The sequence below is a fragment of the Pontibacillus yanchengensis genome, from assembly GCF_009856295.1.
Taxonomy (GTDB): domain Bacteria; phylum Bacillota; class Bacilli; order Bacillales; family BH030062; genus Pontibacillus; species Pontibacillus yanchengensis_A.
This window is the reverse complement of sequence record NZ_WMEU01000002.1, coordinates 375,411-395,410: the sequence shown is the minus strand read 5'-3', so window position 1 is coordinate 395,410 and position 20,000 is coordinate 375,411. Positions and strand designations below refer to the sequence as shown.

Here is a 20,000-nt window from a genome sequence, read left to right as displayed (position 1 = left end):
CCTTGATCAACTTACAATTCACATCTTACCTAGACACTTTTAAGTACATATGAACAAAATGTTAAGGTTGTGTAAATTAGTTAAAAGATGATGTAAACTTTTCAGCAAAAACCTACAAAAAGGGCATCTGCTTGATTACCTTTTTCTTATATTAAGTATAAAAAAAGGACAAAATATTGCTTGACTCGCAATATTTTGTCCTAGGACATCTATTAGTATGCATTTTCTGTTGTATATAATTATTCATCTACTGTTCATTTACTTGTTTCTTTTCTTCTGAGATATCTTTAACGCTTTCCTTTTCTTTTCGTTCTTCTTTTAATTTAAAGTATCCATCTAAAAGATCTCTTCCGATCATTTTATTTGTTTGATATTGCCCATTCACAATGCCTGTATAGGGAACTACTACTGCAAACGCAATTTCTGGATCATTATATGGCGCGTATCCTACTAGTGTTAAATTTTCAAGTTTACGCTCTTTATATTCCATTACATTTCCTTCACCATCACGTATAGGCTCCCAATAACTAGCTTGCGCAGTACCTGTTTTACCTGCTGCGTCATAATCAGCATCTTTGAAGTATGTGTAGGCTGTACCTCCGTTTGTAAACACCTCTCTAAATCCTTGCTGGACACGATTGATATATTTTTCATCCATTGTTACTCGGTTTAACACATTGGTGTTATTCGATTGAACCACAGGTCCAAGTTGCTCTCTTTCTGTAGTTGGCTCACGAATTTCACTTACAATCTGAGGCTGGACACGGTAACCATCATTTGCAATTGTTGATACATATTGTGCCAACTGCATTGTGGTGTACGTATCATACTGTCCGATTGCAAGGTCCATTATATTACCACCTCGGAAATTATCACTCTGTTGACCAGAACCTTCCGTTTCGCTAGGAATATCTAAGCCTGTTTTGACACCTAAGCCAAATTGACTGTAGTAATTTCTAAATACTTGAAAACGCTCTGGATAAAAAGTAAGTTTCTCGTTGGGTTGGTAACTAGGATCGCCACCAATTCTCATCCCAACGTGGTACATATAAACGTTGGATGACTTCTTAAGAGCTTCAATATCAGAAACTAATCCCAAATTTTGATAAGAACTTTTTGAAGGAGTTCCCATTAGTTTAATTGGATTATCATAAATTTGCTCCCCATAACTTATTACTCCATAATCATAACCTGCAAGCATCGTTCCTCCCTTTATAGCGGAACCAGGTAATACTGGAGCATTCACTGCTCTTACACCACTATCATAAAACTCGTTTTCTTCTTCATCGTAGGTTTGACCCGAAATAGCCAATACTTCACCAGTGTTCGGATCCATTGCTACGGCCATCGCTTCCTTCATATATTTGTTTTCTATAGGAAACTTTTGTTTTGCGATGGTTAAGTGTTTACGAATAGATTCATCCATTATCTTTTGCAATTCCATATCCACATTCAAAACTAAATCTTGACCGCGTTCACCTTCCTGTACGACTTTCTCATTAACAAGGTTACCATTACGGTCTGTAGTATATTGGATTTGCTTCTTTTGACCTTTTAAAACCATCTCATATTCTTTTTCAATTCCACCCGAACCCACGCGGTCATTACGACTGTAATTACGGGATAAGAAATAATCAAGTTCATCTTTTGGTAACCCTTCAGAGGTTATACTACCAAGATAATCTCTAAGTGAATTCCCATATGGGTATTTTCGTTTCCAGTCTGTGGTAACGTTAATTCCCGGTAGTTCATTTAAATGCTCTGCAACCACTGCATATTCCTGTTGAGTTACACCCTCGTTCTTAATAACATGTGGCGTTAAGGAATACGCTCGATCTAATTCTCGTTTAATGGCGATGATTTCATTCTCTTTTTCACTATAATTAAGGTCTTTATTTACATCGATTCTTTCTAAAAGAAGCTCGTACGGTGTTGATTTTTCTGCTTGCGCTTCTTCATCTGTATATGTTTGCTCCTCTTTTGTTAAACGATCTTCGTAAGGTGATTCTTGTGTTAAGATCCAATAATCCTTCTTATCTCTAACGGTAATGTCTCCTGTATCCATTTCAATCATTTCTGCCAACTTCTTAGCAATGCTTAAATGGAGTTGTTGACTAGGTGATTTCATAGGTGTATATGTGATAGAGTACATAGGTTCATTGTCCACTACTATATTACCGTATTGATCATACATTTTGCCTCTTGGTACAGGTACTTTAGTTGTTTGATTTGTCGTCTTATCAATTTCTTCTTGTGCATCAGCCCCATATAGAATTTGCACAACCCCTAGCTGTAGCACTAAGCCAGAAAACAATAAAAATATCGCAAAAAACAATACATTCAACCGAAAGGGAAGATGTGACTTCTTTTTCTTATGTTTGTTCCCCATAGCTCTCTCCCTATTACTTAAATATCATCTTTATAATTATATCATCTCTCCTGGTCCTATACTATGCAACTCAATTCCTGTTTACCTATTATCGTTGTCAGCAAGTTTATTTTTTACAAAAACAGATTCTTCCTCTGTGTTTAGAGTAAATCGAACATCCTTTATAAAGAAGTAAATTACAAAATGTCCAATACCTACAATCATCAATATATATGGGATGATTATCTCTGGAGAAAATAACGAAACACCTAATAAAAAAATGGATATAGAAATAACACGCCCTAAATTCAAATACAATTCTCTTACAACAATATATTCAATCCTCATTTCAGCAGCATGCCATGCTTTCCCGATCACATCATAGGTTAACGATAAATAAGGGACATATATAATTGGATATGCTACACCTATAATGGCGGCATAAATTAGCAATGTTGGGTAACTCAATTTAATCAAGATTAAAAATAAAGATAAATATAGTGTCAGTCCCCCAACAAAAATAGATGTCTTTCGCATTCTTGGCTTCACGAAACGTGTTACTAAATAATAGAAGAGAAATGCAAAACCTGAATATACTAAGTTAAACGTTCCTAGAGCAAATTCACTCTGCGTAGTGATAAATACCCAAATAGAAATTACAAATAGAAATGTGCCTTCTCTTAATCCTTGAAAAATATGCGCTGTTAATATGCGCTTCCAGTTATGATCCCTTTTACGTTCATGAATAATACGCCTGAACGAAAAATTCCCTTTAGCGGAACGCCTTTTTAAAAAGAAGCTTGAGATTACTGCACAAATAAACAACGTTAGAGATATAGAAAAAATGATCGTATAACCTGTATTCTCAGTCATTCTAGAAATAATAAAACCAGCTAATATTGGACCAACCATACCACCAAAGGATTGAAGTAAACCAAGGAAACCATTAAAAAAATCCCTTGTTTCTGGTTCTGTTATTTCAAAAGTAAGTACGTTAAATGCTAGCCAATAAAATCCATATCCAATGCCTAGCACTGACCCCAACAGTAGTTTATAGGTAGCAGCTTGTTCTCCTACAATAAGCACAGTTAAAAAGAACAAAGATAAGAAAATCACACCAAGTCTAAGCACAATGACGCGATCCATACGCTTGGCCCACCGACCTGCTAAAATAAAAGTTAAGGGTTGCATAATATATATAGAAAGATTATATAGCGCAATAGCTAAATATTCCCCAGATTGCTTCCATAAGTATATATTTACAAATGTATTGGAGAGGAAAATCCCTAGCGCATATAATCCACCAATAGTTAATAATAAAATCAAGTCTCGGTTGACTTCTACATCTCCTAGTATTGCGTTCATTTTTTTGTTCATTACCCCAAACGCCTCCTAAATATCTACACCTTAGTCTTTTCAAAAAGGATATAGTTATTCAAAACAAAGGGATATGAAATGTTATATTTGCATTTTTACAAAGGCGTGAGTTTAGATTTTATGTATTGTTACCTAGAAGGTCTAGGCTTGTTTGATGTTGCTGCAATAAATGAAGGAAGGATTTTCTTTTGAATCGAGGAAAGAAAAACATAAGTACTCTTAAAACGAGAAATTGGCCCTTTTGTTTGCATTTGGAACTTGATACAACTGTTATTCACAAGCAAACATTTAAAATTTTTCAACAAAAAAAAGGTGCAGATTGTAATCCGCACCTTATTGAATACGTTACTTTATTTAGCTTCGTTAAAACGACGCTCTACTTCATCCCAATTAACTACGTTCCAAAATGCAGAAACGTAATCAGGACGACGATTTTGATAATTTAGATAATAAGCATGCTCCCAAACATCTAGACCAAAGATAGGCGTTTTGCCCTCCATGATTGGAGAGTCTTGATTAAGGGTATCCATAACTTCTAATTCACCATTGTTAAGAACTAGCCAAGCCCAGCCTGAACCGAAACGGCCAAGTGCTGTCTTAGTGAATGTATCTTTAAATTCATCAAAGCTTCCAAATTTAGCTTTAATCTTATCAGCTAGTTCACCAGATGGTTCTCCACCACCATTTGGAGACATAATTGTCCAGAATAAGGTGTGGTTTGCATGGCCACCGCCATTGCGACGAACAGCAGTACGGATATCTTCAGGTACTGCATCTAGGTCTCCAAGAAGTTGTTCAAGTGATTTGTCTTGTAGGTCTGCATGCCCTTCTAAAGCATTGTTTAGCTTCGTTACATAACCATTATGGTGCTTCGTGTGGTGAATGTTCATTGTTTCTTTGTCAATATGAGGCTCTAATGCATCATATGCATATGGAAGTTCTGGTAGTTCAAATTTAGCCATCTTGAATCTCCTCCTTAAATAATATGTAAAACATATTTGCTTGCGAGAGTTACAAGCTTCAATTGTAAGCGTATCAAACCGTTGTTTCCCTTGCAAATAATAAGCACACAAAAGATAACATAAGAAACGCTCCACTTGTATATTATCCTAAATTAGGCAATATAAAACATTTAAATAAAAAACACATCCATTTATTCAATGGTGTGTTTTAGATTTTAAATTATTATTATTTTGTTTATACACAAATCAAGTTTTTATTTTCCAATAACATAAAAAAATGCAAGCTTGATTTGCTTGCTTCTAAAAAAAAAGTGGTGGCTCGGGACGGAATCGAACCGCCGACACACGGATTTTCAGTCCGTTGCTCTACCGACTGAGCTACCGAGCCTACATTAACCTAAAAGATATGTATTGTTTTTAAATAAAATGGCGGAGGAGGAGGGATTCGAACCCCCGCGGGGCGTTAACCCCCTGGCGGTTTTCAAGACCGCTCCCTTCAGCCGAACTTGGGTACTCCTCCGTATTAACATAAAAAAAGAGTGGTGGACCCTGCAGGACTCGAACCTGCGACCGATCGGTTATGAGCCGATAGCTCTAACCAGCTGAGCTAAGGGTCCAACTCTAATGGGGCGATTGATGGGGATCGAACCCACGAATGCCGGAGCCACAATCCGGTGCGTTAACCACTTCGCCACAACCGCCATAAATATTATTTTTCATTAGTCCCTGTAGAACAGGACAATATGTAAATGGTAGCGGCGGAGGGACTCGAACCCACGACCTCACGGGTATGAACCGTACGCTCTAGCCAGCTGAGCTACGCCGCCAATTGGCTCCAACGGCAGGATTCGAACCTGCGACCGATCGGTTAACAGCCGATAGCTCTACCTCTGAGCTACGTTGGAATATGATAATAAGTTTACAGTAATTAAATTCTGATATTTAATGACCTGCTATTCACAGCGGCTACATTAAATGTTTGAAGATCATTTAATAGTGATCTTTGTAATAATTGCCTCTCCGTTGAAGAAACAATATCTTTTCAACGACGAATTATAATATAACATTGTTTCTGAAATCCGTCAATAATTTTTTGTTGAAAAAGAAGCAACACGAATAATATAGCACGTAGTCCCTTATCATTCAAGATAAAAATTTAAAAATACTTATTATTTTTTTGTAGAGGGAGAGAGTAACTCTCTCCCTCTTTCTTTAATTATGATTAGCTAATACTTCTTCGGCAATATTTACTGCATGATCCCCTATTCGTTCTAAATTACTAATGATATCAACAAAAACGATACCAGCAGGTCCAGTACAAAGTCCATCATTCATGCGTATGATGTGTTTCTTGCGATAAGACCTTTCATATTGATCAATTTGATTCTCTTTTTGAACAACTGCTAATGCTTCTTCCCTATCCATTGTTTCAAGTGATTTTATAGCCTGTTTTACTGTGAGTAAAGTTAGATTTAGCATATCATTTAAATCTTCCTTTGCCTGTTCAGTAAGGTCTAGTTTGTTTGATATTTTATAATCAACTAATTCAAGGATATTTTCAAAGTGGTCCCCAATTCGTTCAATATCACGTACTGAATCAATAAGTGCCGAATGCTTTGCACTTTCTGCTTCTGTTAAAGAAGACCCTGAGATACTTACTAGGTAATCTGTTATATTGCGGTCTAGATTATTTAAGGCTTCTTCAAATTGTAGAGCTTTGTCTGCATGTTTCCGTTGTTGAGTATTTAAATATTGACTCGTTTCTTCGAGTCCTTTATATGCAAAGTCTCCCATTCTCATCACTTCTTCTTTCGCTTGATCTAAAGCCAGTGATGGAGACTGTTCAATAAATATAGGATCTAAGTGTTGAGGTTTTTGATCCACTGCCGTATCCTCACCTGGTATAAGTTTGGTTACAATATAGGCTAGTAAACCTATGAAAGGAAATTGTATAAGCATATTCGTAAAGTTAAAAATACCATGTGCAAATGCGATTGTCATTGGCTCGTTTAATCCTATAGCACTTTTCAAGTAGTCTATAAATGGAATATAAAGCTTTAGCAAAAATAAGAACAAGACCGTCCCTACAATGTTGAAAATGACATGCGTAAATGCTGCACGTTTGGCAGCTATACTAGCACCAATAGCAGCAAGTACTGCTGTAATGGTTGTCCCAATATTATCCCCGAATAACACAGGCAGAGCTGCTTGAAGGTCAATTGCGCCTTGTTCATATAAACCCTGAAGCACTCCAATTGTCGCACTGGAACTTTGAACAACAACTGTAAATAATGTTCCTATCGCCACACCTAGAATAGGTTGTTCACTCATGCTTACCGTAAGATCTTGAAACGCTTCAAGCCCTCTCAAAGGTTTCATCCCAGTGCTCATTAGCTTCAAACCATAGAATAGAGCACCAAAGCCAAAGAGAGTCTGGCCTAAATAAGTGATTTTTTTGTTCTTAAAGAAGAATAGCAACAATGCTCCTAGAGCTAATATAGGCAGACCGTATTCTTTAATCTCAATTCCTATAATAAATGCAGTTACGGTAGTACCTATGTTCGCCCCCATTATGATCCCAATTGCTTGTCTTAAAGTCATAAAACCAGCGTTAACCAAGCCTACAGTTAAAACCGTTGTGCCCGAACTACTCTGGATTAGCATTGTAACTAGCATACCCGCTAGTACGCCCATGAATGGATTCGTAGTAAAGCGATCTAATATATTTCGAAGACGATCACCAGCAGATTTTTGCAAACCGTCCCCCATATATTTCAATCCAAATAGGAAGATCCCTAAACCACCAATAAACTGAAAGATCATTTCTTGTACGTTAATTTCTTCCAATGGTTTTACTCCCCTCATCCAATGTTTTGTCTTTTTTTGTAGATTTCTGTTCCAAAACCCTCATCTATTATTAAAGGATTATGAATGTTTTGTAAAGGCATTTCGGTTTATTTAATATTAAATTTACATTTTCTTAACATTCATTTTCATAGAACCTCTTAAATCTTTTTTTATTCTTTATAATTGCTTTTAGGAAACCTCCTCATTTATCATTAGGTTTGTAAACAGAATGAAGGTGATGACAGAATGAAAAATATTACACTATTCAAACAGCTCTTATATAGTATCTATTCCCCAAAACGCACTTCAGCATTTAGAATATTATCTATTGGCAAGTCCATTACATATCTATTCTTTCTCATGCTGATCAGTTTACTTCCTACACTATTTGGAGAGGTGCTCGGTACATATGAAGGGGATGTGCTATCTAGCCTCCCGCTCCCCTTACCCATTTCACTTACAATTCTTTATTTTTTTGCGACTGGGATAAAATTTGTAGAGATAACTCTTTTGGGTGGGATAGGAATTTTGTTTGCTAAGTTGCAATCTAAGCCCTTGAATTACAAACAAACATGGAATCTTTCTGTATATGCAACAACCGTTCCTACCCTTACACTAGCAATACTAGAAGGATTAGGCATTCAATTACCTATTGGCGCCATGCTAGCTTGGATTGGTTCTACACTTTATCTCTTCTTTATCATCAAGAAAGTACCAAGGCCAAAAGAGAGAAAATGAAGAATTAACACGGTTGTGTACCTGATAAATTTAAAGCCTTTGCTTGTCCCTATATAGAAAGAAGGACCGTTCCTAATAAATGGGAACGGTCCTTCTTTCTATATTCAAGTTAAAATTGTAAGTTCCTGGAAATAACTGCTAGTTGATTCCTTACCTCTTCTGTTTCGTCCATTTATATTTCTCTTCGAAAAGAGCTTTTGAAAAAGCTTAGGTGATTTTCATAACGAACACCTCATTATTCATGATTAGTCAATTGAGTATGACAATCCTTTTTTTAATGAGGTGTAAATAAACCCTTAAATTTTATTAAAGTTCAATCTTTTTCACCAGGATTTTCGTCCCATCTACATTTTCTACACGAATTGCTTCTCCTTTTTGAATCCAATGACCATTTGATACAGCACTGTATTCATTATTTTCTACTTTTATGTTCCCTACAGGTCTTAGATCTGTTAGCGTTTCACCTTCTTTTCCCACTAAATGCTGATAAGAGGCATTCATCGAATTATACCCTTGTTCCGAAGTTAACTGATCTAATAAAGCAATTTTCGACCACATTTTACGCTTAGGGAACACCTTCAGAAACAGCAGTGAACCAAATGCACCAAGTAACACACCGCTCACTCCATACATTCCTGTCACCCAGTCAGGCGCACTCATACCTACTGTAAAAAGCATACTTATGCCCCCAATAGTAGATAGGGTGCCATCATTTAATAATTTCCCATCAATTATAATAAGAAGCAAGCTAACTAAGTACACGATCATCATGATAAAGAACATCGTAGTTGACAAATATGACATAAAGTAGAATGTAATAAATGCCAATCCTAGGACACCAAATATTCCTTTCATGTTAACAAATAATTCCCCAAACAAGAACATCGTCCCAAAACCAGTAATGAGTAACGCAATCCAGGCTGCATCTATAGCAAACATTGTAAACACCTCACTTATATATATATTTACGATTTATTTTTCTTAATTGTTTCAAAAAAGAAAGAAAATTACGTTTTTTATAGAACTAAGTATAAAGAAATAAATTAAAGGGAGAAGGTTTATGAGGAAAATGATAAAAAAATTATTAGTTGTGACTCTCGTTTTTCTTTTTATTGTAAGTATAACAAAAGACCTAACCACAGGAACATTCCCAGCATCCGTTAATGAAAATGAAGAAACAACTTCAAAACAAATAACACAGCCTTCTACTACTTCAAAGGCTACAACTAACACTGTTGACCAACCTCTTCAATCCAATAAACGATTCGAAACTATTCAATATAAAGTAAAAGCTGGTGAAACGGTACTATCTATAATTGAACGATTAAATAAACAAGGTAACCCAGTTACCATTCAGCAAATGCTTAAGGATTTCGAAGACTTAAATCCTAATACAAATCCTCATCAAATTGAAACAAACGAACCTTATTATTTCCCTGTCTATAGACAAAATGAAAATGATATGTAAAAATAATGCTCGTTACTTCATATTTGATTTGAATGCCTTTATAATGATTATGGTGAGTTTTATAGGCTTAGAAATATCGCAATCGTTAAAGGAGCGATTATATGACTATTACAAATCGTAAAGATACACGCCCAGTACGTGTTGGAGACCTCGTAATTGGTGGTAGTAATAAAGTTGTCGTCCAATCAATGACAACAACAAAGACACATGATGTAGAAGCAACTGTAAAAGAAATACATCGTCTAGAAGAGGCTGGTTGTCAAATCGTTCGAGTGGCATGTCCAGATGAACGTGCAGCAGACGCAATTGCTGACATTAAAAGACAAATTAATATACCACTAGTTGTCGATATACATTTTGATTATAAAATGGCTTTAAAAGCAATTGAAGGTGGAGCTGACAAGATTCGTATCAACCCTGGTAATATCGGTAAACGTCGTAAAGTAGAAGCTGTTGTTAATGCTGCTAAAGAAAAAGGAATACCTATTCGAATAGGAGTTAATGCTGGATCTTTAGAGCGCCATCTTCTTGAAAAATACGGTTATCCAACAGCTGATGCCATGGTCGAAAGTGCTCTTCACCATATTCAAATATTAGAGGAACTTGATTTCCATGATATCATCGTTTCATTAAAAGCTTCTGATGTTAACTTAGCTATTGAAGCATACGAAAAGGCTGCTGAGCATATTTCTTATCCATTACACTTAGGTATTACAGAAGCAGGAACTCAATTTGCTGGTACCGTAAAAAGTGCTGCAGGTTTAGGAGCTATCCTAAGCAAAGGAATTGGAAGTACCCTTCGTATTTCTTTAAGTGCAGATCCTGTAGAAGAAGTCAAAGTTGGCCGTGAACTGCTTAAAACATTCGGCCTAGCCGACAATGCTGCAACACTTATTTCTTGTCCAACATGCGGTCGAATTGAAATTGATTTAATTTCTATTGCAAATGAAGTTGAAGAATACATTCAAAACATTAAAGCACCGATAAAAGTCGCTGTGCTAGGTTGCGCTGTTAACGGTCCAGGAGAAGCACGTGAAGCTGACATTGGTATTGCCGGAGCACGTGGTGAGGGTCTTCTTTTCCGACACGGAGAAATTATTCGTAAGGTTCCTGAAGAAACCATGGTAGAAGAATTGAAGAAAGAAGTCGACAAAATTGCTGAAGAATATTTAGCACAAAAAGGTTAATAAATCGAAAAAAGCAGCTCAATAAGAGCTGCTTTTTTTATTTAAATTAATTAAAATGGAGCTAAAAACAGCGTTAACACAATAGAAATGGCACCAGCAATAATCGCTGTATTCCCTAATGTGTCAGCACCTCTTCGCCTAGCAATAAAACCAACAATGATCCCAGCAGCGCCCATAATAACCGGTAATATAAAGAAGGATAGTACGGAAAGAATGACAGCCAACCAGCCAAAACCTGCTTGGACATTGCTCTCCATATCTGTTTCCTTTTCATCAGATTTAATTGGATCACGGACACTGTTTTCATCAATTGCAGCTTCTTGGGCGAATTCCACATCGTCTGTACCTGGATAAACGCTTGGACTGTTCGCTAATGTGTCTTCTTCCCCTATGACACGTTCATCCTGGTCATGATTTTCTATTTCTTTGAATTCACTTTCTTTTTCGTTCCCATATTGCGGAGCTTCTTCAACATGTTCCTCGTTGGAGTTACGATTTTTATCATCCATAAAAATTTTCCCTCGCTTTCTTTAGAGGTGCATGTTTAGTTTATGGCAAAATCACATAGATTATGGTGGTACATTTAGCCATGGAAGTACCTTATGTTAAAGTGATGGTCTAATTGCTCCTACAGAACAAAAGCGCATGCGCCGTTTAGCGACGTACAAACTGCTGCCCACAGGACGTGGCTAGGTTCGATGTTTCTGCGTATGAATCGTTTTGAGATAAAGGAAACACGATGAGCTGTAGCGATTTGATGTTGACGAGGTGCAGGAAGTTTGCTAATTGCTCGGTCCAGCCACATCACTTTTTCAGTTATACAAATGCATTGAATTAAAACTAGCTCATCTTAAGATGAGCTAGTTATGGTCTAGTTATTCTGCAAAAGCTAATGCCCCATGAGATTTAGCTTTCTCCTGTATCTCCTCTGCATACCAACTCTTTGCATGTCCATTTTCTTTCTTGTAGGTTTCTAATCCACCCATGCCTCGATGGTATGCAGTTAATGCTTCATTCCAGTTTCCATATTCATTGTGAAGATAATCTAAATAAATTAAAGATAATTGCATGGAGTAATAAGGATCAAATAAAAGCTCTTCTTCGTATGGCAAGCCACCCATATCAGCAATCCATGGCGCTGTATTCTTCATAAACTGTGACATGCCATATGCTCGTCCGTATTTCGTTTCAGGCCCAACTAATTTGGGGTCAAATTTACCACCTGTTTCCACTTTTAATAACTCATATGCGATATAAGGGTCGATTTCATATCGTTTTGCTTCTCGAACTAAATACAAGGCCCACGTTTTTTTAAATCTTCCTTCACTTTCTTGAACCATCTTCTCCGCTATTTTATCTCTTGCAGGCCAAATGTGATAGCCATTTTTTTCTTTGAAGCTCGTTTCCATGTTTGACATATAATCATTTTCAGACTCTAATTCCTCATTCTTTTTTCTTAGTTGCTTATTTTTCTCCTGTAATGTTTCCGTTTTCTCTCCATAGAAATGTAACATTAACATAAAACTAATGGTTATAAATAAAAACAAAAGCAATAACTGTGAATAAGACTTAATACGTTCCATACGTATCGTCCTCCTTTCTTCATTTAACACTCAGGTTGACCCAATCCATATGTAAAAGGTCTTTTTAATGAATTAGAAGATCATGCACATCCAGCCTAGACCTATCATAGGATTGCTTATAAAGAGTATTTTAGAAATGAGGCGAATGATTTTGAAGAAGATGATTAAACAAGTAGTTCACCAAAAATTAAAGAATTTAACACCTAACGCACTTATAGCTTATGGTCAGGAGCATCAAATTTATATAACAAAAGAACAAGCGAACGATATAGTTGCTTACTTAAAAAGGACGGACTTAAATCCATTAGAGGAAGAAGATCGAATAAAAGCATTAAAAAAGCTCGCCCAAATAACTGATCCTCAAACTGCACAGAAAGTAAATCGCATCTTCCAACAAATGATTAAAGATAATGGTCTATCTCATTGGTTCTAACAACCTTAAACGTCCTTTTAAAGGGCGTTTTTATACGGTTTCAGTTGACCATTTGCATGAATTTATTTATAGTATGGAGAGCAGATCAACCATGTTGAATTGATTCATGCAAAGGAGTTGTCGATATGATTACATTAGGATCTCATGTATCCATGAGTGGGAAGAACATGCTAAAAGGTGCAAGTGAAGAAGCCTTTTCTTATGGTGCTAACACGTTTATGATTTATACAGGTGCACCTCAAAACACTCGACGAAAAGCGATTGAAGACCTTAATATTGAAGCAGGAATTGAACATATGAACAAGCATAATATTGAGGAAATCATTGTACATTCTGCCTACATCATTAATATAGGGAACACGGTAAAGCCCCATGTATTTGAGTTAGGTGTAGATTTCTTATCGAATGAAATAGAACGAGTTGAAGCCTTACAAAAAGCTAACCAAATCGTGTTACATCCAGGCTCCCATGTAAGTCAGGGTGAAGAAATTGGTTTGAGCAAGATCATCGAAGGGCTTAATGAAGTATTTGCAAATAAACCAAACACCAATTGCCAGATAGCGCTTGAAACGATGGCAGGTAAAGGTAGTGAACTAGGCAAAACATTTGAAGAAATTGCAACTATTATTAATGGTGTAGAACACAGCGACAAGCTTTCTGTATGTCTTGATACTTGTCACGTCCATGATGCAGGCTATGACATTGTTAATGATTTTGATGGTGTATTAGAGCATTTCGATAAAACAATAGGCCTAGACCGATTGAAAGTACTTCACATTAATGATAGTAAAAATGAATGCGGTGCTAGAAAAGACCGTCATGAAAACATCGGATATGGATATATCGGTTTTAAAGCATTATCTTATATTGTTCATCATCCAAAGCTTACGAACATACCTAAAATTCTGGAAACCCCTTATGTAGGTGAAGATAAAAAGAACAAAAAGCCTCCATATCAATATGAAATTGATGACCTTAGAAACCAAACATTCTCTGATTGGCGTCCAAATTTACTTCAAACTACAAAATCTTAACGTAGGACGACTGACCCTTTCGTCCTTTACCTTTTTTCTTCTGATACTAAACTTACATCGAGAATCGTTTTAAAAATAATAATTTAAAACGTTTCATAATAAAACCCTCACTAGTGAAAAACTAGTGAGGGTTTTATTATGAAAAGCTTTATCGCTTACCTTTATTATTCCGATTCATCTTTTTCTTGATGTCATCCTGTTGCTTTTTCATTTTTTTCTTATAACCTGGCTTTACTTTTTTAGGCTTACGTACTCGCTTCCATGCTTCACGATCAGCTTCACTCTCTTTATGTTTGCGAGTTGAGCGTTCATTCCAATCTTTCAGAAGCTCCCAATCTCCTTTTTTGATATCATATCGATCAAAGGTTAAACCTCTCTTTTCAAGCTTGCTTATTAATTGCTCATCTTCTGCAGTATATAGGTTTATTGCTGTACCTTCTAACCCGGCGCGAGCTGTTCGACCCACTCGGTGAATGTAGAATTCTTCCTCTTTTGGTAAGTCAGCATTTATTACATGACTAACGCCTTGTATATCAATTCCTCTAGCAGCTAAGTCTGTAGCTACAATATACTGGAAGCGTAAATTTTTAATGTCCTTTACCATTCTCTTACGTTCGCGTGGAGAAAGACCCCCATGTAATAATCCCGTTTCTAAGCCTTTATCATTTAATTCTTTGTACAGTTCATCTGCTCTTTCCTTACGATTTGCAAAAATAATTGCTAAGTAAGGTTGAATAAGCTTAGAAATACTAATGATCATATCGGACTTGTCACGATGACGCAAAGGAATAAGGCGATGTTCCATTTTCTCAGGAGAAGGCTTGTTCTCATCTGCTACTATGAATTCAGGGTTTTCTAAATACTTCTTCAGAAATGGTCTTAGCTTTTCAGGAATAGTAGCTGAGAAGACAAGCAATTGAACCTTTTCATCCATTCTTAACAAAATTTGATCCACTTCTTCAATAAAACCTAAATCAAGCATAAGATCAGCTTCATCCACAACAAACGATTTAGCTGTATATGGATCTAAGGCTTCTTCTTGAACTAAATCAAGAATTCTACCTGGGGTGCCTACTACAATTTGTGGTTGCTCTTTAAGGTTTTCCATCGTTTTTTGCTTATCCGTTCCACCAATAAATAACTTTGCTTTCCAGGTTTCTTGTTTGTCAGCATGTTGAATCATCTTACGTACTTCATCGTAAATTTGAGTAGCAAGTTCTCTAGTTGGTGCTGTAACGATAACTTGTACTTCTTTTTTTGTTTCATCAATCTGATCGATCAATGGGATTAAGTAGGAATGAGTCTTACCTGAGCCCGTATGAGATTGTCCAATTAAACTTTCTCCTCTCAAAACGGACGGGACAACCTTTGATTGAATGGGGGTAGGTTCATGAAACCCAAGCTTGCTTATAATTTCATTCATCATCGGCGTCAATGCATATGATTTAAATGTTTGATCTGTCATTATAGGTCTCCTTTACGTACAACTATTGCTTATTTATTATAGTAGAGTTCTATTAATTAATCCATCTTTGCTTAGTTTTTAACCGACTTGTTTTGTATAATTTGCATTTTCCCTTTATAATGGGTTAGAGAAACTTGAAACTTTTTACTCTCCAGGAGTTAGAGGGGGACCGCATAATGGAAGTAATTAAAATTGCTCCTAGAGGTTATTGTTATGGAGTTGTAGATGCAATGGTCATTGCACGCAACGCCTCCAAAGATCCGAATTTACCTCGTCCTTTATACATTTTAGGGATGATTGTTCATAATCGTCATGTAACAGAAGCCTTTGAAAGTGAAGGTGTTGTTACGTTAGATGGTAAAGACCGCTCACAACTATTGGAAGATATTCATGAGGGTACTGTTATTTTCACTGCTCATGGTGTATCTCCAGAGGTGAAGCAACGCGCTGAAGAAAAAGGACTAACTGTATTAGATGCAACATGCCCTGATGTAACAAGAACCCATGATTTAATTCGTGAAATGACTGGAAATGGATATGAAATCGTATATATTGGTAAGAAAGGGCACCCAGAGCCTGAAGGGGCACTAGGAGTTGCACCTGATCATGTACACTTAATCCAATATGAGGAAGATATTAAAGACTTAAACCTAACATCTGATAAAATCATGGTCACCAACCAAACGACAATGAGTCAATGGGATGTCTACGATGTAATGGAAAAAGTGAAAGAAAAATACCCTCAAACCGAAATTCATCAAGAAATTTGTATGGCGACCCAAGTTCGTCAAGAAGCGGTTGCTGAACAAGCAGGAGCAGCCGACTTAACCCTTGTTGTTGGTGATCCACGAAGCAATAATTCTTGCCGCTTGCAACAGGTTTCCGAAGAAAAAGCCGGCACAAAGGCTTATCGTATAGCAGACGTAAGTGAAATCGATTATGAGTGGTTAGAAGATGTAGAGAAAGTTGCCATTACAGCAGGAGCATCAACACCTACTCCACTCGTAAAAGAAGTTATCCGTTTTATTGAAAATTACGATATCAACGATGATAATACATGGGATCGAACATCTAAAGTAGAACAACGCAAAATTCTACCAAAAGTTAAAACAAAAAAATAAAGCAAGTAGAAAAATCCTAGTACACAGTACTAGGATTTTTCTTATAATAAAAGAAAGAAAGTTTAAGTTTTGCCTTTTACTTGCTAGGTCCAATGCCCAGTAACTAGTTTAATTCCCTCACCTTCGTACAATCAGTTAACATAGAATCAAACGTGTTTTCTTGTTTCTTTACCCACTAAAGGATTCATCTGAAGGTTCTAGGAAGATGGAGGTTCGATTAAAACCGCTACGTCAGACCTTCGTCCTGTAGGGCGCAGATATATGTTACTCCCAGCACGGTTGCGCTTTCTTTATAAGAACTGAAATGGCTCCGTATTCGCTTTCGAAGTCATAACTTCTGTGTGGATGTTATGCTTTTTAAACGTTGTTTGTAAGTAATCATGAACGACTTTTTTCATTACCTTCTCTACGTGATGGCCTGGGTCAATAACATTTAAGCCCATACCTAGAGCATCATGGGCAACATGGAAGTATAAGTCACCAGTTATAAACACATCTGCCCCTGAGCGTTTAGCTTGAGTGATGAATTTATTCCCATCTCCTCCCAAAACAGCTACCTTTTTTATAGTCTTAGACAAATCACCAACAACACGTAATGAAGGTACATCGAAGGAGGCTTTAACATGGTTCGCAAAATCCTTAAGGCTCATAGGCTCTTTAAGTGAAGCCACGCGACCTGCACCATGTTTTTGTCCTTTATTCTCAAGTGGGAAGAGATCATAGGCTACTTCTTCATAAGGATGGGCTTCTTCCATCGCAGTAAGAACTTTTGATAAATGACTTTGAGGGATAATCGTCTCCATTTTCACCTCGTCTACTTTTTCTAGTTCTCCTTGTGTACCAATATAAGGGTTGGTGTTATCTGATGGTTTAAATGCTCCTGTCCCCGAGCTGTGAAAAGTACAATGACTATATTCCCCTATATGACCTGCCCCTGCATGTCCAAGAGCTTCTCTCAATTGATCTTCATGTGTAGCTGGCACAAATACTGCAAGTTTATACAATGATTCTCTCTCTGTCTCCACTAATACATCTGACACTTCGAGACCCATTGCTTCACACATAGCATCGTTCACACCACCCTTTGTAACATCGAGGTTGGTATGAGCTGCATAAACACTTATATCATGTTTGATTAATTTCTGAACGATGCGACCTTTTTCTGTATCAGGATTAATTTGTTGAATTGGTTTAAATAATAGTGGATGATGAGCAATAATTAATTCAACACCATTTTCAATAGCTTCATCAACTACATTCTCCAACACATCTAATGTCACCATCACCTTTGATATGGGTTTATTTAAGGTTCCTACATGAAGACCAATTGGGTCCTTATCCATAGCTAGATGCTTAGGTGAAAATTCTTCAAACCATTTAATAATTTGTTGGCCAGTTGCAATATTATGACTCACTTTGTAAAACCTCCTTTATCCAATTTAGTTTACGTGTGAAATCCTCTATTTTATCATGATTCGGCTGTGATGCCTTCCTCATTTCACTCAAAATTCTCTCTATATTTTCAGCTTCGGATGTCCACTTCTGACGAAAAGTTTCGGAGGATTTCCTCATTAAAAAGGGGCCAAATAAAAGTTCTTTTTCAAAGTTCTCATCTGTGTAAGGGTCTCTTGGCATTCCCTTGTCAGCAACGAGAATTTCGTAATAATGCCCCTCTTCTTCCACAATCTGTTCATCTATTAATTCATACCCATGGTCAATAAACCACTTTCTAAGAAGAATCGCATTCACATTTGGTTGCAGGATCAACCTAGACACATGCTTTAATTTTGATAGGCCATCATTCAATATCAGAGATATCAGACTTGCTCCCATACCTGCAATGGTTATTTCTGAAACTTCACCACTATCAATCACCTCTAGTCCATTTCCTTTTCGTACTTCAATACGGTCTTTCAATCCTTGCTTACTAACCTCGCTTTTAGCAGATTGAAACGGTCCTTCATTTACCTCTCCTGCAATTGCAGTGGCTGTATGATCTTGAAGACAAACATAACAAGGTAAATAAGCATGATCAGAACCTATATCTGCAAACATTGCATGATCTGGCAAATAAGATGCCACTATACGCAATCGGTTTGACAACTGTAAACTATTCATTTTTATCACCACTTTATCTTTCTTACACCTTTTATTTTACATAAAACTTACTAATAGGAAAACTTATAGTATATTTTAAAAACTAATATTACTTACAAAGACCAACTTTCCCTTAGACCTACTACAATTCACCAGATGTATGCACGTATACCGCAAGAGCATAAAGAAAAGCCTTCCATAAGACAGAAGGCTTTTCAAATACGCTTTATTTCTTTTCAGCTAGCCAATTTGCAACAGCAGTTTTCTTTTCGCCTTGAATTAGATTTGGAGGCATAGAACCTTTACCATTTGTAATGATGCCTTTAATATCCTCCACGCTTAATTTACTACCAACTTTTTGTAAGTTCGGACCTACTCCACCTGATAAGTCACTGCCATGACAAGAGGCACAGTTATTTTTGAAGATTTGTTCAGGGTTAGCCGAAGATGATTCGCCACCTTCACTTTCTCCCCCACCTTCTTCTTGCTGTTGTTCTCCACCATTTTTGTGCTCTTCTTGTACCTTATCTACTTGATTTAAACCAACAAAAGATAAAATAATCATAAGGGTAATACCTAATACCGCTATAAGTGCATACGGTATAACTGGGTTTCGTTTCATGCTAATTTCCTCCTTATGTAATCCCCTTTTTCTTTATCACTAGGACAAACTATATATATTTTACTTTAAAAAGCAAGGATAGAAAAGGGAAAAACGTGTCAAAACTTAAAAAAAGATGTAAATTGCCCAGATGATACATCCAATAATCCCTGAGGCTGTAAGATAATACAGTTTTCGTTTAATTCCAATATAGCTCCATAAAACACAATGAAATAATATCATGATTTGTAATAGCAAAAATGATCCAATCAACTCTTTTGTAGCATAAACAGTTACTAGGAATAATATAAGCAAAAAGACAATCATTGCGATATGTATGTTGAGGGAATTCTTTTCTTTATTACGTATTATACTCCAATATGAAAAGGTTAACAAAATAATTAGTACACTAAGTTGCATTGGTATGGATAATTCAGTAAAATATATCACAAGAAATGATATTGGTAACAAAAGTAGTAGGAGAAAAACCTGAATAAAATTAGATGTTAATTTTCGATTAGCACCTTTACTATTATCAGCACCTTCTCCTTCTGTATAAAGCGCTAACAAAAAATCACAATATTCTTTTGGGAGCAATTGATGGGTTCTCCAATACTGAATTTCATCAATAATTACTTTTTTGCGCTCATTTCCCATCAACTTCACTCCAACTCAAAGCACTTATGTTTTATTGCACTTTCAGAAAGTTTAAATCTTTT

Annotated in this window: 18 protein-coding genes and 6 tRNA genes; 6 read left to right on the top strand and 18 right to left on the bottom strand. The window is 36.4% G+C overall.

The window, feature by feature from the left end; genetic code table 11:
* Positions 1 to 247: 247 nt before the first annotated feature.
* From GLW08_RS09125 to GLW08_RS09080, 10 genes are all read right to left on the bottom strand, one after another.
* Positions 248 to 2,389: a peptidoglycan D,D-transpeptidase FtsI family protein gene (locus GLW08_RS09125; protein ID WP_160848319.1), complete on the bottom strand. Its 2,142-nt coding sequence runs from the start codon at positions 2,387 to 2,389 to the stop codon at positions 248 to 250.
* Between the two features lie 81 nt (positions 2,390 to 2,470).
* Positions 2,471 to 3,745, bottom strand: a complete 1,275-nt coding sequence (locus GLW08_RS09120) for an MFS transporter (protein WP_160848318.1) — start codon at positions 3,743 to 3,745, stop codon at positions 2,471 to 2,473.
* Between the two features lie 350 nt (positions 3,746 to 4,095).
* Positions 4,096 to 4,707 (bottom strand): superoxide dismutase, encoded by a 612-nt coding sequence (locus tag GLW08_RS09115; RefSeq protein ID WP_160848317.1) that lies wholly within the window; start codon positions 4,705 to 4,707, stop codon positions 4,096 to 4,098.
* A 312-nt stretch (positions 4,708 to 5,019) separates the two neighbouring features.
* Positions 5,020 to 5,095, bottom strand: a tRNA-Phe gene (locus tag GLW08_RS09110).
* Between the two features lie 39 nt (positions 5,096 to 5,134).
* Positions 5,135 to 5,227, bottom strand: a tRNA-Ser gene (locus tag GLW08_RS09105).
* A 20-nt stretch (positions 5,228 to 5,247) separates the two neighbouring features.
* Positions 5,248 to 5,324, bottom strand: a tRNA-Ile gene (locus GLW08_RS09100).
* A gap of 8 nt (positions 5,325 to 5,332) precedes the next feature.
* A tRNA-His gene (locus GLW08_RS09095) sits at positions 5,333 to 5,408 on the bottom strand.
* Between the two features lie 49 nt (positions 5,409 to 5,457).
* Positions 5,458 to 5,534 (bottom strand) — tRNA-Met (locus tag GLW08_RS09090).
* A 3-nt stretch (positions 5,535 to 5,537) separates the two neighbouring features.
* Positions 5,538 to 5,612, bottom strand: a tRNA-Asn gene (locus GLW08_RS09085).
* 307 nt (positions 5,613 to 5,919) lie between these two features.
* Positions 5,920 to 7,530, bottom strand: coding sequence for a Na/Pi cotransporter family protein (locus GLW08_RS09080; protein WP_423808612.1), 1,611 nt, complete (start codon positions 7,528 to 7,530; stop codon positions 5,920 to 5,922).
* A gap of 270 nt (positions 7,531 to 7,800) precedes the next feature.
* On the opposite strand from GLW08_RS09080, the gene GLW08_RS09075 reads away from it, so the two are divergent.
* A complete protein-coding gene (locus tag GLW08_RS09075; RefSeq protein WP_160848315.1) occupies positions 7,801 to 8,292 on the top strand; it encodes a DUF1189 family protein in 492 nt (163 codons plus the stop codon).
* Positions 8,293 to 8,598: 306 nt separating this feature from the next.
* On the opposite strand, the gene GLW08_RS09070 is transcribed toward GLW08_RS09075, so the two are convergent.
* Positions 8,599 to 9,231, bottom strand: coding sequence for an NfeD family protein (locus GLW08_RS09070; protein WP_160848314.1), 633 nt, complete (start codon positions 9,229 to 9,231; stop codon positions 8,599 to 8,601).
* A gap of 121 nt (positions 9,232 to 9,352) precedes the next feature.
* Between GLW08_RS09070 and GLW08_RS09065 the strand changes: the two genes are divergently transcribed.
* Entirely contained in the window at positions 9,353 to 9,760 is a 408-nt protein-coding gene (locus GLW08_RS09065; RefSeq protein WP_160848313.1) for a type IV pilus assembly protein FimV, read from the top strand.
* Between the two features lie 101 nt (positions 9,761 to 9,861).
* Entirely contained in the window at positions 9,862 to 10,947 is a 1,086-nt protein-coding gene (ispG, locus tag GLW08_RS09060; RefSeq protein WP_036818345.1) for a flavodoxin-dependent (E)-4-hydroxy-3-methylbut-2-enyl-diphosphate synthase, read from the top strand.
* Between the two features lie 50 nt (positions 10,948 to 10,997).
* Here ispG and GLW08_RS09055 read toward each other — a convergent pair whose 3' ends face one another.
* Positions 10,998 to 11,456 (bottom strand): DUF4190 domain-containing protein, encoded by a 459-nt coding sequence (locus GLW08_RS09055; RefSeq protein WP_160848312.1) that lies wholly within the window; start codon positions 11,454 to 11,456, stop codon positions 10,998 to 11,000.
* Between the two features lie 366 nt (positions 11,457 to 11,822).
* The gene (locus tag GLW08_RS09050) at positions 11,823 to 12,530 is read right to left on the bottom strand and encodes a lytic transglycosylase domain-containing protein (RefSeq protein WP_237458376.1); all 708 of its coding nucleotides are present in this window, start codon (positions 12,528 to 12,530) and stop codon (positions 11,823 to 11,825) included.
* A gap of 160 nt (positions 12,531 to 12,690) precedes the next feature.
* Between GLW08_RS09050 and GLW08_RS09045 the strand changes: the two genes are divergently transcribed.
* Both GLW08_RS09045 and GLW08_RS09040 read left to right on the top strand, forming a co-directional pair.
* Positions 12,691 to 12,963 carry a DUF2624 domain-containing protein gene (locus tag GLW08_RS09045; protein WP_237458394.1) on the top strand — a complete coding sequence of 91 codons (273 nt, stop codon included), beginning with the start codon at positions 12,691 to 12,693 and terminating at the stop codon, positions 12,961 to 12,963.
* A gap of 125 nt (positions 12,964 to 13,088) precedes the next feature.
* Positions 13,089 to 13,997: a deoxyribonuclease IV gene (locus GLW08_RS09040; RefSeq protein WP_160848310.1), complete on the top strand. Its 909-nt coding sequence runs from the start codon at positions 13,089 to 13,091 to the stop codon at positions 13,995 to 13,997.
* A 148-nt stretch (positions 13,998 to 14,145) separates the two neighbouring features.
* On the opposite strand, the gene GLW08_RS09035 is transcribed toward GLW08_RS09040, so the two are convergent.
* Complete coding sequence (locus tag GLW08_RS09035; RefSeq protein WP_160848309.1) at positions 14,146 to 15,462, bottom strand: DEAD/DEAH box helicase; 1,317 nt, start codon at positions 15,460 to 15,462, stop codon at positions 14,146 to 14,148.
* 176 nt (positions 15,463 to 15,638) lie between these two features.
* Between GLW08_RS09035 and GLW08_RS09030 the strand changes: the two genes are divergently transcribed.
* The gene (locus GLW08_RS09030; RefSeq protein ID WP_160848308.1) at positions 15,639 to 16,583 is read left to right on the top strand and encodes a 4-hydroxy-3-methylbut-2-enyl diphosphate reductase; all 945 of its coding nucleotides are present in this window, start codon (positions 15,639 to 15,641) and stop codon (positions 16,581 to 16,583) included.
* A gap of 290 nt (positions 16,584 to 16,873) precedes the next feature.
* On the opposite strand, the gene GLW08_RS09025 is transcribed toward GLW08_RS09030, so the two are convergent.
* The 4 genes from GLW08_RS09025 to GLW08_RS09010 form a co-directional block, all read right to left on the bottom strand.
* Positions 16,874 to 17,998 (bottom strand): Nif3-like dinuclear metal center hexameric protein, encoded by a 1,125-nt coding sequence (locus GLW08_RS09025; RefSeq protein ID WP_337193920.1) that lies wholly within the window; start codon positions 17,996 to 17,998, stop codon positions 16,874 to 16,876.
* Positions 17,988 to 18,701 carry a tRNA (adenine(22)-N(1))-methyltransferase gene (locus GLW08_RS09020; protein ID WP_160848307.1) on the bottom strand — a complete coding sequence of 238 codons (714 nt, stop codon included), beginning with the start codon at positions 18,699 to 18,701 and terminating at the stop codon, positions 17,988 to 17,990. The genes GLW08_RS09025 and GLW08_RS09020 overlap by 11 nt, the downstream gene beginning before the upstream one ends.
* A 205-nt stretch (positions 18,702 to 18,906) precedes the next feature.
* Positions 18,907 to 19,302, bottom strand: a complete 396-nt coding sequence (gene cccA, locus GLW08_RS09015; RefSeq protein ID WP_160848306.1) for a cytochrome c550 — start codon at positions 19,300 to 19,302, stop codon at positions 18,907 to 18,909.
* 105 nt (positions 19,303 to 19,407) lie between these two features.
* On the bottom strand, positions 19,408 to 19,938 hold the full coding sequence (locus tag GLW08_RS09010; RefSeq protein WP_160848305.1) for a hypothetical protein: 531 nt from the start codon (positions 19,936 to 19,938) through the stop codon (positions 19,408 to 19,410).
* Positions 19,939 to 20,000 lie beyond the last annotated feature (62 nt).

Excerpts from the sequence above, each read along its gene's own strand:
- cccA (WP_160848306.1), bottom strand. The coding sequence starts at position 19,302 with ATGAAACGAAACCCAGTTATACCGTATGCACTTATAGCGGTATTAGGT.
- GLW08_RS09045 (WP_237458394.1), top strand. The coding sequence starts at position 12,691 with ATGATTAAACAAGTAGTTCACCAAAAATTAAAGAATTTAACACCTAAC.
- GLW08_RS09035 (WP_160848309.1), bottom strand. The coding sequence starts at position 15,462 with ATGACAGATCAAACATTTAAATCATATGCATTGACGCCGATGATGAAT.
- ispG (WP_036818345.1), top strand. The coding sequence starts at position 9,862 with ATGACTATTACAAATCGTAAAGATACACGCCCAGTACGTGTTGGAGAC.
- GLW08_RS09030 (WP_160848308.1), top strand. The coding sequence starts at position 15,639 with ATGGAAGTAATTAAAATTGCTCCTAGAGGTTATTGTTATGGAGTTGTA.
- GLW08_RS09120 (WP_160848318.1), bottom strand. The coding sequence starts at position 3,745 with ATGAACAAAAAAATGAACGCAATACTAGGAGATGTAGAAGTCAACCGA.
- GLW08_RS09040 (WP_160848310.1), top strand. The coding sequence starts at position 13,089 with ATGATTACATTAGGATCTCATGTATCCATGAGTGGGAAGAACATGCTA.
- GLW08_RS09125 (WP_160848319.1), bottom strand. The coding sequence starts at position 2,389 with ATGGGGAACAAACATAAGAAAAAGAAGTCACATCTTCCCTTTCGGTTG.
- GLW08_RS09070 (WP_160848314.1), bottom strand. The coding sequence starts at position 9,231 with ATGTTTGCTATAGATGCAGCCTGGATTGCGTTACTCATTACTGGTTTT.
- GLW08_RS09050 (WP_237458376.1), bottom strand. The coding sequence starts at position 12,530 with ATGGAACGTATTAAGTCTTATTCACAGTTATTGCTTTTGTTTTTATTT.
- GLW08_RS09055 (WP_160848312.1), bottom strand. The coding sequence starts at position 11,456 with ATGGATGATAAAAATCGTAACTCCAACGAGGAACATGTTGAAGAAGCT.
- GLW08_RS09115 (WP_160848317.1), bottom strand. The coding sequence starts at position 4,707 with ATGGCTAAATTTGAACTACCAGAACTTCCATATGCATATGATGCATTA.
- GLW08_RS09080 (WP_423808612.1), bottom strand. The coding sequence starts at position 7,530 with ATGATCTTTCAGTTTATTGGTGGTTTAGGGATCTTCCTATTTGGATTG.
- GLW08_RS09020 (WP_160848307.1), bottom strand. The coding sequence starts at position 18,701 with ATGAATAGTTTACAGTTGTCAAACCGATTGCGTATAGTGGCATCTTAT.
- GLW08_RS09065 (WP_160848313.1), top strand. The coding sequence starts at position 9,353 with ATGAGGAAAATGATAAAAAAATTATTAGTTGTGACTCTCGTTTTTCTT.
- GLW08_RS09010 (WP_160848305.1), bottom strand. The coding sequence starts at position 19,938 with ATGGGAAATGAGCGCAAAAAAGTAATTATTGATGAAATTCAGTATTGG.
- GLW08_RS09075 (WP_160848315.1), top strand. The coding sequence starts at position 7,801 with ATGAAAAATATTACACTATTCAAACAGCTCTTATATAGTATCTATTCC.